Origin of the sequence: Marinifilum flexuosum (genome assembly GCF_003610555.1) — a bacterium.
Lineage (GTDB): Bacteria > Bacteroidota > Bacteroidia > Bacteroidales > Marinifilaceae > Marinifilum > Marinifilum flexuosum.
On sequence record NZ_RAPQ01000010.1, the window covers coordinates 108,562 to 121,882 of the forward strand.

A 13,321-nucleotide genomic window follows, 5' to 3' on the forward strand; every position below is an offset into this window, starting at 1 on the left:
CTTCAGGGCTATTCATTAATTTATTTGAAAAATAGGGCGTTGCCCTACTCTATTGCTTGCGCCTTTTCAAGGCTTACCGTAAATGACTTTGTTCTGTCTCCCCCGCTGCCGCACGAATCCTTTCGTGTGGCTTTAAATTCAATGCAAGCATTATCAGCTCATTTTGAATTTGACACTAAAAAAAAAGGTACTCGCATATTACTTACAAGTATTAACTGTTTACTCGCCACACGAAAGGATTCGTGCGGCAGCTTTGTGTAGAGCTATAAAACTAAAGTGCAACTCCTACGGAGTATTAGCCTGTTAGATGAATTGAAGGCTACAATACTTTATGTTCTACGGACAAATTAAAGTGGTGAACATACCGCGCAGCGGTTAAAGGATTGTAATCAGAATGATACGATTTTAATTATCCCTGTAGGGGATAAACCAATGCGATACAACTTTTATTGCCAATGCATTATAGAAAACACAAACTAAACTTGCCTGGCAAGTAAGCTAGCAAGAGTTTTTTCTCAATCATGACATTCAACATCTTTCCTATCAGCGATATTCTTTATCTTGTGCATGAAAATAAACACTAATAATTTACGATATCATGAAAAAACTTACTGCATTTGCTTTGCTATTGGTGAGCATCACCTTTGCAGCACAAGCACAATATGCTGAGTATTTTACGAACGCTACCATGCGTTTGGATTACAATCATATTGGTAATGCCAACGAAGAACACTTTGCTTTCGACCAAATGGTGAACGATGGCGAGTGGGCCGGAAGTAAAACTGCCTTGCTGGATGAACTGAACCTGGGCAAATACTTCTTCGAGATTAAAGATCCTAAAACTGGTAAATTACTATACTCACGAGGTTTCTCGAGCATTTACGGCGAGTGGGAAACGACTCCTGAGGCTGAAAAGGAATGGGGATCATTCCACGAATCGGTACGTTTTCCCTGGCCTAAGCAAGAGGTGGAATTAACAATCCTGAAAAGAAATATCAAGAATGGTTTCGATCCGGTTTGGACTTATATGGTAAATCCTGAACATCACCGTTCGTTCCGTGGCGAGGTGAAAAATCATTACACCACTCACGATATTGTGGTAAACGGAAATCCTGAAAAGCAAGTGGATATTGTGGTATTGGGCGAAGGATATGCAAAGGAAGACATGCCAAAATTCAAGAAAGATGCGGAACGTTTTGCTGAGGTTCTTTTAAGCACTGAGCCTTTTGCCAAGTACAAAAACAAATTCTCCATTAGAGCGGTAGAAACTCCTTCTCCTGATTCTGGTGTAAACCATCCTCATCAGGACATTCATACCCGTTCGGCTCTATCGGTTACTTACGGTGCTTTCGGTTCGGAACGCTATGCTTTGGGTTACGACAATAAAACCATTAGAGATGCTTCGGCAGCTGTTCCTTACGAGTTTACCGCAATTCTAATGAACGATTCGATTTATGGTGGTGGCGGTATCTACAACTTGTACATTACTGCTGCGGTTGACAATGCTTTCCAGGAGTATTTATTTGTTCACGAATTTGGTCATCACTTTGCTGATTTGGCAGATGAATATTACACATCGGCAACGGCCTATGAAATGGATGCTGAACACCTGGAGCCTTGGGAATTGAATGTTACCGCAAACACCGATCCTGAAACCATTAAATGGAAAGACATTGTAACACCAGGCACTCCAATTCCTACGCCTTGGGAAAAGAAAAAATACGACAAGCACAGTATCGAGGTACAGAAAAAGCGTGTAGAAATGCGCAAGGCCAAGGTAGAAGAAAAGGTAATGGAAGATTTCTTTATCAAGAAGCGCGAATGGGATGACAAGCTACTATCGAATATGGAACACAGTGGTAAAGTAGGTGCTTTTGAAGGTGCTCAGTACAAATCGAAAGGTTTGTATCGTTCTGCTGCCAACTGTATCATGTTTACCCGTCACAATCAGTTTTGTCCGGCTTGCCAGAGAGCTATTAAATTGATTATTGATCAGACCACGAAATAAGCTATTGGCTATTGGCTTTTAGCCATTGGTAATTGGTTTATAAACGGTTGTAAGTTTTACGCTTGCAGCCGTTTTTGTTACTTCTACAGCTTAAGCCGCTGGGGCTCTTTCTTTTTCCATTGATGAAAAAGAAAGCAAAAAATCTAGGGCGAGTAAGACCAAACCGCTTCTACTTGAAAACTTCAAGTGCGGCGGAGTGATCTTCGAACAAGTTCTCAGCTTCTCCGTCTTACTATAAGTTATTCTTCGTATAAGCAGCTTGTCCTTCCAATGCCCCGAGGGCAACATAGTAAATTGGATTTGTTTCCTTCTCCTTGAGGAGAAGGATAGGATGAGGTGATCAAATAGAAGATTGCATATTCCGTCGCAAATAAACGATTCACTCCAAAGCAAGATAGCAGTTGCGACGATTTACTTGTCCCTTCAACCCTGGGCCTTGCCCCGGCTATTAATATTTGAGCCCTTCAGGCTCTTTCTTCATGCAGTAAATTCGTAAAGACAGCATTAATGCTGTCTCTACTAAAAGTATTTCTATGTAAGAATTGAGGAGAGTGATAGAAAGAATTGGAACACAACTCATCCATTCTGCAACAAACGTGTTACAAAACACACCCACTTCAATTCAACTTTTTCAATCTACATAAAGAAAAATATAATACATTTGCCCTGATTTTGGTGTTCGATTCATCTTTTTCGGATGATAGAATGAAAAGGGAATCCGGTGAGAATCCGGAACAGTACCCGCTACTGTAATTCTCGTTTTACCAAACTGGTGAAGCATAGGTGCGATACCTCTATGCCACTCCGATCTTTAGGAAAGGGGGAAGGCCATCGCATTTGAGAAAAGTCAGGAGACCTGCCAAATAACAACTAATTACATTTTGCTTCCGGGAATCGAAGTACATGTATTGAACAAACGCGCGAGTTCGATATTTATATTCTTGTACCATTGTACTATGGTGTGGAGGTAAGGTGTTGTATTTTATTTATTACTAAAAAACAAGACCATGCTTAAACGAGTTAGTTTATTATTAATTACACTATTGTGTTTGCCAGCCGTTATTTGGGCTCAACAAAGTTTAAAAGGATTTGTACTCGACAAAGATTCGGGTAAACCTATCGAAGGTGCCAACTTGTACCTTAAAGAGTTAAAACAAGGAACAAGCTCCTTAAAAGATGGAAGCTTTCACTTTCCTAATATCAAAGCAGAAGAGTACTTATTAAGCGTAAGTTTTGTAGGATATGAAGATTGTAAGTTGCTTATTGACACACGTAAAGCATCTAACGCAATTAAAATTGAAATCAAAAGAAATGTTACCATTTTGGATGGTGTAAACATCTCGGCCCAAGCAGTAAGAGAAACCGAACAGGTGGTAAAATTAGCTGCTCCTTTAAAAGATATTCCTCTTACCACTTCATCGGTTGGACAGGATTTGATCAAACAAACCGGGGTAAACAGCATTCACGAAGCTTTAAAATACACTACTGGGGTAAAACCATTGGTAAACTATGGTGGTTTCCAAACCTTTACCATGAGAGGATTTGGTGCTCCTGTAATCATGCTTGATGGTGTTCGCGACGAAAGAATGAACTTCTCGAACAGTGCTCCTTTCACTTCTTTGGCTGCAGTTGAAAGAATTGAATTTTTAAAAGGTCCTGCTTCGGTACTATACGGACACACTGCAGTTGGTGGTATCCTAAATGTGGTTCGCAAACAACCTACCAAAGATTTTCATGCCAACTTCTCAGCTAGCTACGGAAGCTGGAATACAACAAGAGTAGAGCTGGGTGCTGGTAACAAAATTAGCGACAAGTTATCGTACCGTTTCGATGCTGGTTTTTCGAATACCGATGGCTGGAGAGATGCAGAAGACAAAACTTTAAATGGCTACCTGGCACTGAACTACGAAATGAGCGAAAACGATTTGTTTGAATTCCGTATAGCTGGAAACAATGATACTTATGGGACTGAAACAGGCTTGCCTTCGGTAAAGTACGATGTATTCGATACAAATGATAACTTGTTGTACAAGCAAGGTGAATTGCCAACTACCTTCGATCGTTCGCAACGCTACAACGACCCTGCGGATTTTCTGGATCATGAAAACTGGAATACTTCTATTAAATATACAAGAAAGCTGAGCGAAAACTCTAAATTGCAGGTTCACACCGCTTATTCTGATGATTTAATTGACTACTTCTCGACTGAAGAGCTTAGCTATTTGACTTCTGACAATGCAATTTATGATTCTTACTACATGAAGGGAGATGCGAAGAAATACATTTGCCTGGATAGTCTTCAAAGAACATTCCCACTTCGCTTTTCGCACGAAACCAAGACTTTCCAGAACACCATTGATTTCAGCACCAAGTTTGATTTAGCTGGTTTGGAGCACAATTTTAATGCTGGTTATTTCTACATGTATATTGATAGAAAGTCATATTCAGGTTATTCTGTTGGCACTGATGTAACAGGAGAAGGATTGTTTGCTAAGATCGCCGTAGTAAATCCAGTTTTGTACCAAGGTGATTTGGAAACTAAGTTTTCGAAAGTTAAGATTTACAATGAGAATGTACATGGCTTATTCTTTCAGGATTTGGTAAGTGTTAGCTCTAAAGTAAAAGTACTTTTGGGAGCAAGATACGACAGATTTGATATGGGAAATCAGTCAGCCAAAGTGATGTCTGGCAGAAACATCAGCGATAAAACCGGACAAAAATCCATTATCAACCACTCTCTCACTTACCGATTGGGAACCGTTTATCAGCCTTCTGAAAATTTATCGCTATATGCTTCTTACGCCAACTTCTTCAAGCCAAAAAGAACTGTCTTCAACGAGAATTACATCTATTTGGATAAGGATGGTAAAGAGTTTACCCCAACAAATGGTAAAGAAGTTTTTGAGCCTGAAGATGGTTACCAGTTAGAAGCTGGTTTTAAATATCAAAGCAACGCCAAACTGCACATCAATGGTAGTGTTTACTACATTAAAAAGAACAATATTGTTGAGTACCTAGGTAAATCAGATGAAGACAAACGAATTTACGGACAAGTAGGCGTAATTGATTCCAAAGGCTTCGATTTGGAATTAAACTACAAACCTTTCGATAATTTAAGCTTTATTGGAGGATATGGTTTCAACATTGCCAAGTATCGCAAGTTCTCTGATAATGCATATCAAAACTCAAAAGAAGGCAATTACATCAGAAACAATCCTAAAAACCATGTATTTGCATGGGCTTATTACAACTTACCAGAGAACATGATAAAAGGTTTAAGTCTTGGATTTGGTATGGATTACAATGATAAAATGTATGTGAACAGTTCAAATTCATACAGTTTGCCACGCTATTTCCTGTTCGATGCATCAATTGATTATCGTAAAAAGAACTTTTATGGAAAGTTAAAAGCAAACAACCTATTTGATCAGAACTATTACTCAAGTACTGTATATTCTAATCAGTATATCCCGGGAATGGAGAGAAATTTCACCCTTACCGTTGGTATGGACATCTAAATTTTAGGTTAATACACATCTATAGGCAATCTTACACTGTTTAAAAATTAGAAAAGAAAATAGAGATTTGCTTATATCCTTTGCTTAATTGCAAATAAAAAAGAAAAGGGCGACCAGTTTGGGGTCGCCTTTTTTCATCTGATTACCTCATCACCTGGGCCCGTCTCCTCCAGGAGAAGGGGAATTGTCTGCAACAAATGTGGGTTGGGTGTTCTCTTCCCCTTAAGGAGAAGGATAGGATGAGGTAAGAAAGAAAGGGCCGCAAGTATTTCAACTTACAGCCCTTTGTTCTATCTGGTAATATCGATTACCTCATCCCCCAACCCCTTCTCCTAAAGGTGAAGGGGAGTCGTCTGCAACAAATGTGCGTTTGGTGTTCTCTTCTCATTAAGGAGAAGAATAGGTTGAGGTGTTAAAACTCCATTGTTTTAAGATTCTCCTGCCATTTCCAGGCTGAAAGCAAGGTTTCATCCAATGTACTTTCTGCCTTCCATTTTAGTTCTTCGTTTGCAAAAGTGGTATCTGCATAAATCTGCTCGATATCACCTTCACGTCTGTCGGTAATTCTGTGTGGAACCTTCTCTCCAGTCGATCTCTCGAATGAGTTGATAATCTCCAATACCGAAACCCCATTTCCTGTTCCTACATTAAAGAATTCACAATTGGCTTTGTTCTGATCATTCAGTAATCGTGCAATGGCAACCACATGTGCTTTTGCCAAGTCAACCACGTGAATGTAATCGCGAATTGCCGATCCGTCAGGGGTGTTGTAATCATTTCCAAATACACTTAGCTCTTTGCGAATACCAGCTACAGTTTGTGTTAGGAAAGGAATTAAGTTGTTAGGAACACCCAATGGCAACTCACCAATTAAGGCAGTCTCATGCGCTCCAATTGGATTAAAATATCTCAAAGCAATTCCTTTCAAACTTGGGTTTGCCTTGCACACATCACGGATGATGTCCTCACAAATGCTCTTGGTATTTCCGTATGGCGATTCTGCTTCCTTTCGTGGAGTTTGCTCGGTTACCGGCAATTGATCCGGTTGACCGTACACTGTACACGATGATGAGAATACCAGGTTCTTCACCTCAAACTCCTGCATGCACTCCATTAGGTTCATTAAAGAGTTTAGGTTGTTGTGGTAATACATCAATGGTTTTTCAACCGACTCGCCCACTGCTTTCGAAGCTGCAAAATGAATAATGGCTTCAAGATTTGTATGCTTTTCGAAGAAAGCTTTTGTCTTTTGTTTATCCGTTAAATCAAAACACTCAAATTCTGGTTTTGTTCCTGTTATCTTCTCAATCTGATCCAGAACTTCAACTTTAGAGTTTGACAGATTGTCAACAATCACCACATCAAATCCATTGTTCTGTAATTCTACTACCGTGTGAGAACCAATAAAACCAGTTCCTCCGGTTACCAATACTTTTTTATTCATTTGTTTTTTTTGATTTATTCCTTAAATCACTGTCAATATTAAAAGACAGGATTGAGTACAAAAGTAAACATATAATTTTTAGCAGGAACAGAATATTTGTCATAAGGTGTCGCTCCCCACGAATTATCTCCTGCTACTCCCATCATTTTCAGATCCAGATTAATGAATACTCCATTTTTCTTCATAATATCATTGGTATGTCTAAAATCCTCATGAGAAATCTGATCGAAGTCTTCCAACGGATTGTGGTGAGCAGAAAACCCCAGTTTATCCTTAGAACTGATTCTCAGTCCCACTCCATTTTGATTTCTCAGTTCGAACCAACGAACATCGGTTTTGTAACCATTCTCCTGTGGACGCACATACTTGAAATACTGGTCGGCAACTTTTCCCTTGTACAAACCCACAAAAGCACCACGATTTCTATCTGCATAATTCTCATGCGGACCACGACCAAAATAAGATAGATTGTCAAAGTTTACGGGCAATTCCATGCGCATACCAAATCGAGGCATATCAGGTAATTTCTCTTTTCCTAGCTTGATATTTGTGGTAATTTGAATCTCTCCTCCTTTATCAATTGCATACTCAACAACCTGCTCCGAATCAATTTTAGGGTGCAGGAAGCTTGCTTTTACAAGTACTTTATCATCTTGCTTTTCACTTTCAATGCTCGATAATTCGATGGAATTGGAGACTTCTCTCCAAATGCCCAATCGCTTTATCATGTTGCTTCCCTTGTCATTGTCATTAGGAGCTCTCCAGAAATTGATAAAAAATCCTTTCTGCAAGAGTTCCATCCCTCCCATTTCATAAGAAGATAGAATACCTGTTTGCTTGTTAAAAGTGATTTCGAAATTCTCTCCTATCACTCGAATGCTTTCCGATTGATCTTTCAATTCCAAATCAGAATGCTTTGCATTTACAATTTCCTTTTCTTTAAACAAAGGCAATTGAAACTGATCGTGTGCCACTTCAAATCCTTTGGGGCGAAATGGCTGATCTTTCTTCAGCACAACTGAAAAATCAATAAAGTACTCACATCCTGCTTCTATTTCGATATTTCCAATCGGAATATGAACCAATTCACTTTCTTGTGCAGCCAAATTAAAATGATCCAGTTGGCCTGATTTTACATCTTTACCATTGGCTGAGATATTCCAATGAATTTGGTAATCTTTTAAATCTATAAAGTCATGGAAGTTCTTGATTCTAAAAATGCCTTTTTCAAGATCTTCAGCATAAAACCTTACATTCTGGTAGGCATATTTTACCTCCCACATGGCTGGGTGTGGTGTGTAATCAGCAGAAATGATTCCATTCACTACAAAGTTATTGTCCGATGGTAATCCTTTGGGACCATAGTCACCACCATAAGCCCAAAACTCTTTCCCGTTCTCATCTGTTTTCACCAATGCCTGATCAATCCAATCCCAGATGTATCCGCCTTGCAATTGTATGTTTTTCTCATCGTAAATTACTTCCCACAAGTCAACCAAATTGCCATTGCTATTACCCATGGCATGCGAATACTCACTTATAATCATTGGCTTTGTTTGCTTTTTCGAAGCATAAGAGTTCAAATGCTTTACTCCAGGATATTGCGGACAATACAAATCGGTATTCTCACCCATAATGGCACGTTCGTAATGAATTGGTCGGGAAGGATCACGATCTTTTATCCACTTGTAAACGGCAGTAAAATTCTCACCATCTCCTGCCTCATTGGCCATCGACCAAACAATTACCGAAGGATGATTCTTATCTCGTTCTACCATTCGGATATTTCGATCGAGATGAGCCTCTTTCCATTCAGGATTTTTAGCCAAAGAATGCTTTCCATAGTACATTCCATGCGATTCTATATTGGCCTCGTTGGTAATGTATAGTCCGTATTCATCGCACAGCTCATAAAAACGCTCATGGCAAGGATAGTGGCTGTTTCGAACCGCATTGATATTAAATTGCTTCATCAAAGCAATTTCTTTTATCATGTTTTCCTCACTTACTACATGTCCATTGTGCTGATCGTGCTCATGGCGATTGACTCCTTTTATTAGAACAGGCTTTCCGTTGATATAGAATACCGCATCTTTAATTTCGATCTTTCTAAATCCTACTTTACAGGTAAGTACCTCATCAACACGATCCTTTTTATCCTTCAAGAGGATTAACAAAGTATATAAGTTGGGTGTTTCTGCAGTCCATTTCTTAGGATTTTGAAGCTCTGTTGTAAAGCTCAATTTCAAATCTTTCTTTTTATGAACCTTAGCTGCTTGTGTTTCGGTAGCAATTAATTTTTTGTTTGCATCTAACAGCCTGTACTCTACCGAATAGTTTCCTGATTTTAATTGATGTTTATGGTTTTGCAGATCTACATCTAAAGAGAACAATCCATTCTGATATTGGGAATCTAAATCTGCCTTGGCGAAGAAATCACGAATGCGAACTTTAGGAGTTGAATACAAGAAAACCTCTCGCTCTATTCCACTAATTCTCCAAAAATCCTGACACTCCAAATATGATCCATCTGACCAGCGATATACTTCCACTGCCAGAACATTTTCACCTTTCTTTAAATATTTTGTAATATCCCATTCGGCAGGCGTTTTACTGCCCTGTGAATAGCCTACTTTCTTGCCATTTACCCATAGGTACATGGCCGACTTTACCGCTCCAAACTGAATGAAGATTTGCCTTCCATCCCAACTTTCAGGCAGGGTAAATGTTCTGCGATAAGATCCAACCGGGTTGTAATCATGAGGAACTTTCCCTGGATGTTTTGGATAGATCTTTTCTGTAAATTCCAATTCGTCCGATACAGGAGCTTTGTAATCGGCAAATTCGTATTGATGATTCACATAAATTGGGTAACCATAGCCTTCTAACTCCCAATTCGAAGGAACTTTGATATCCTTCCATGTAGAATCATCATATGAAGCTTGGTAAAAGTTTACTGGACGATCTGCTGGTTTTCTAACCCAATTAAATTTCCAAACTCCATTCAAGCTTTTGTAAAAAACCGATTGCTGCTTTTTCTTGCTTAGTGCAGCACCAATGGTCTTAAACGGAATAAAGGAGGCATGAGCTGCCTCCTTATTCTGATCAAACATTTTTGGATTCTCCAAATCATTCCAAATATTCTGTCTTTCTTGTGCTTGTATAATTAAGGTTGATGTTACCAACAGAAATAAGCCCAAAAATGTTTTTCTACGCATCTTATTCTTTTTTAATTAATGAACATTCAACTGACCTTTTGAATCTGCTTTTTTCAGATTTCGAACACTTGTGCTTCCTGCACCTTCCATGCTCAAATCAATTGGTTTGTTTGTTTTCCATGCTCCACGGGTGAAATCAGGAATATCGATTGGTCGCGATTTGTTTGCAATAGACCACTCGCTTAATGGTGTGATACAACTCCAAGCAGCAGCATCGTAAACATCCATATCTACCGGTAATCCGTTACGCAGACAATCAATCAGTCTCCAATCCATCACGAAATCCATTCCTCCATGACCACCAACTTGCTTGGCCATTTCACCTACTCGGCGAATGATTTCAGGAGTAAATTTCTCTTCCAACTCTTTAAACTGAGCCTGATCAATTACATTGTGTCCAAATGCGATGTGTTGTTTTGGCCACTTTTGTGCAAAGCATTTGGTTCCACTCAACATGTGAATTCTTGAGTAAGGACGAGGAGAACTAATATCGTGCTGAATCATGATGGTTCTTCCCTTATTGGTACGAATCATTTGCATGTCCATATTACCACGCATTTCCCATCCTACAAATTGCTCGAAGAATGGATCTTCCTGAGCCATCTCTTTAATTCTGTGCTTTAATGTAAAATCATCCGACATCATGGCTGTAAGATAATCCATTTTATCTCCACGATTGATATCCATAGCCTGGCAAATAGGTCCTAAACCATGAGTTGGGTACACATTTGCTTTACGCTTATTTTCGTGTAAACGCCACATTTTAGTGTAGGCACCATCACTCATTTTATCATCCTTTGGCTTGTTAAAGTGCCAATAATCAAGATCATGAATATAAGCACCTTCGCCATGAATCAAATCCCCAAACACTCCTTGTTGTGCCATGCTGATGGTCAACATTTCGAAAAAGTCATAACAACAGTTTTCCAAAATCACACAGTGCTTGCGTGTTCTTTCTGAGGTTTCTACCATCTGCCAGCACTCATCAAGAGTTTTAGCCGTAGATACTTCAACAGCTGTATGCTTGTCGCCTTCCATTGCAGCAATTGCAACAGGCACATGCCATTCCCAAGGAGTTGCGATGTATACCAAATCAACATCACCACTATCACAAAGCTCTTTAAAGCCCAAATCACCATTCACATACTCTTTGGCTTTTGGTAAACCCGCATCCGAAAGTATTTTTTGTGCTCCATCAACAGCAGCTTGACGAATGTCACAAACTGCAGTAATTTCAACACCCTCTATATATGTCATTCGCTTTACAGCTCCCGAACCTCTATCTCCAATTCCAACAAAACCTACTCTTACCGTTTCAAGTTTAGGTGCAGCATATCCACACATGTTAAAACTCATTTTTGGTAGCTTTCCCGCCAGTTCCTTAATATGCGGTAAGTTACTTTCCTCTTTTGTTCCTGCACACGATGCTAAAGGTGCAGCCGCAATCACTCCAGCTCCTAAAGCCAGGTTACTTAAAAATGATCTTCTGTTCGTTGCCATTATTGAATGTTTTAATAGTCTGTTTATCAATTTAGTTTTCTTGACTAAATTTAATCTTTTTACTTATACTTTGATTAACAAAAGCTTAATTAAAAAGAGGAAATATAATCCTCCTTTTAATTAAGGTAATTTGGTGAAATCTATATTTGGTTGTGTTTGTGTTTTCTGTCTGATAAAATCTGTATCGAATGCCACTCTATCGCTAAAAAAGCCACAGTTTCTCAAATAGAATTTTCCGTTCTCTTCTCCACCGGCATAATCTCTTCTTGCGTCTTTTCTGGCAGTAGCATCTGCAGTAAATTTAGCCTCGTTCAATTCATACCATATACCATTTTCATCAACTACCCATTGATTGGTGTAATAAGCTTTTCTGTCGAAAGGTCCCATTTCAGTAATAAAGTTCTCTAAAAATGAATGAGGCCTCTTTAAGTAAGTGCTTGTTTTAGGTCTTTTAAAACTTGCAATCAATTCCCACTCTCCTTTTTCAGGAGCATAAAACCATGCTGTATAGTCGGTACAATTGTTATCCGAAGGAAGACCTTTCAATAAAAATTTATAGGTATTATCGGCTTTCCAATTGTATACTTTGTAACTCTGTCCACCTGATCCTTCATTTCCAAATTTACCAGTAGTTACACCATCACCTTTTTTCAATAATTTAATTCTGTATTCTTCAGGAATACTGTTTGGGTCATCGGTTTGGTATGGACTCCAAACTGAAAATAGTATTCTTCTTTCGGTTTCTGAATTTACCTGTATGCCAAAGTATCCTTCGGCGAAACCATTGGCCATAAAATATGATCCCACTACATCCTGACCAGCTGGTACAGTAACTTCATTATAAAACCATTCAACATTTTCCACAGTATTCGGAACCTTATAGGCCAGATGCACTGAAGGCCCTCTTCTGCCCCAGTAAAAATCATCCTTCACACAAATTACAGGCTTCGAGCTAACTTCACCTCCAATTAAAATATCTGTAAAAGTACCAAAGGTGGTTCCTGATTTTTCAACTCCTTTTACATCCACATGATAATAGCCTGGTTCCGCAACAGTAAAGCTTCCAACATCTAATTTTGAAAAGTTCGATTTCGAAAGTTTGATTTCTTTACTTTCATTATTGAATGAAAACTCAACTTTTGATTCGCCATTTGTGTTTTTTGCTCTAACTCCTAATTGTATTTCCCCTGCTTGCTCTACCCAAAACCAAGTTCTTATTACTGATTCTTTATTATTCCAGTTACTCACACCATTCTCTGTAATCATTTCACTGTTCAGATTAGTTTGATTAATTACCCATGAGTTACCGGCTACCGGCACACTAACGGTATAATTCACTGAAGTAGGTTTAGCTTCTTCGCCGTCGCTACTTTTACCGCATGCACTGATTGAAGCTACAATACAACTTCCAAAGATCAGTAGGCTTAAAAATTGTTTCAACATTTTGCTTTTGTTTAAACTTTGTGCCCTCATTACTCATTCCCCTTATTAATGAGGAACACAAAGTATATTGCCTTTGCTTGAATTCTTTACCATTTGCACTTCTCAAACTCAAGGCTTTTTGTTATAAGGATTACCACAAGCGGAGACGGCATGGACCTGAAGATCCATTTCTACCAAATGTATATAAATG

At 38.9% G+C, this 13,321-nt stretch carries 6 protein-coding genes and 1 riboswitch; of the genes, 2 read left to right on the forward strand and 4 right to left on the reverse strand.

Annotation, left to right across the window (positions count from 1 at the left end; translation table 11 throughout):
- The first annotated feature begins 598 nt into the window (after nt 1-598).
- Both BXY64_RS13775 and BXY64_RS13780 read left to right on the forward strand, forming a co-directional pair.
- The gene (locus tag BXY64_RS13775; RefSeq protein WP_120240589.1) at nt 599-2,008 is read left to right on the forward strand and encodes a M64 family metallopeptidase; all 1,410 of its coding nucleotides are present in this window, start codon (nt 599-601) and stop codon (nt 2,006-2,008) included.
- A gap of 656 nt (nt 2,009-2,664) precedes the next feature.
- Nucleotides 2,665-2,886: riboswitch (cobalamin riboswitch) on the forward strand.
- Nucleotides 2,887-3,015: 129 nt separating this feature from the next.
- Nucleotides 3,016-5,526, forward strand: a complete 2,511-nt coding sequence (locus BXY64_RS13780; RefSeq protein ID WP_120240590.1) for a TonB-dependent receptor — start codon at nt 3,016-3,018, stop codon at nt 5,524-5,526.
- 412 nt (nt 5,527-5,938) lie between these two features.
- On the opposite strand, the gene galE is transcribed toward BXY64_RS13780, so the two are convergent.
- The 4 genes from galE to BXY64_RS13800 all read right to left on the reverse strand — a co-directional run bounded on the left by galE (nt 5,939) and on the right by BXY64_RS13800 (nt 13,131).
- Nucleotides 5,939-6,970 carry a UDP-glucose 4-epimerase GalE gene (gene galE, locus BXY64_RS13785; protein WP_120240591.1) on the reverse strand — a complete coding sequence of 344 codons (1,032 nt, stop codon included), beginning with the start codon at nt 6,968-6,970 and terminating at the stop codon, nt 5,939-5,941.
- 38 nt (nt 6,971-7,008) lie between these two features.
- The gene (locus BXY64_RS13790) at nt 7,009-10,188 is read right to left on the reverse strand and encodes a glycoside hydrolase family 2 TIM barrel-domain containing protein (protein ID WP_120240592.1); all 3,180 of its coding nucleotides are present in this window, start codon (nt 10,186-10,188) and stop codon (nt 7,009-7,011) included.
- A gap of 15 nt (nt 10,189-10,203) precedes the next feature.
- Complete coding sequence (locus BXY64_RS13795; RefSeq protein ID WP_120240593.1) at nt 10,204-11,688, reverse strand: Gfo/Idh/MocA family protein; 1,485 nt, start codon at nt 11,686-11,688, stop codon at nt 10,204-10,206.
- A gap of 120 nt (nt 11,689-11,808) precedes the next feature.
- Nucleotides 11,809-13,131 (reverse strand): DUF3472 domain-containing protein, encoded by a 1,323-nt coding sequence (locus BXY64_RS13800; protein WP_170150667.1) that lies wholly within the window; start codon nt 13,129-13,131, stop codon nt 11,809-11,811.
- Between the last annotated feature and the right edge of the window lie 190 nt (nt 13,132-13,321).

Bases quoted from the DNA above. Each gene is read 5' to 3' on its own strand.
- BXY64_RS13775 (WP_120240589.1), top strand. From the start codon at position 599: ATGAAAAAACTTACTGCATTTGCTTTGCTATTGGTGAGCATCACCTTT.
- BXY64_RS13780 (WP_120240590.1), top strand. From the start codon at position 3,016: ATGCTTAAACGAGTTAGTTTATTATTAATTACACTATTGTGTTTGCCA.
- galE (WP_120240591.1), bottom strand. From the start codon at position 6,970: ATGAATAAAAAAGTATTGGTAACCGGAGGAACTGGTTTTATTGGTTCT.
- BXY64_RS13790 (WP_120240592.1), bottom strand. From the start codon at position 10,188: ATGCGTAGAAAAACATTTTTGGGCTTATTTCTGTTGGTAACATCAACC.
- BXY64_RS13795 (WP_120240593.1), bottom strand. From the start codon at position 11,688: ATGGCAACGAACAGAAGATCATTTTTAAGTAACCTGGCTTTAGGAGCT.
- BXY64_RS13800 (WP_170150667.1), bottom strand. From the start codon at position 13,131: ATGTTGAAACAATTTTTAAGCCTACTGATCTTTGGAAGTTGTATTGTA.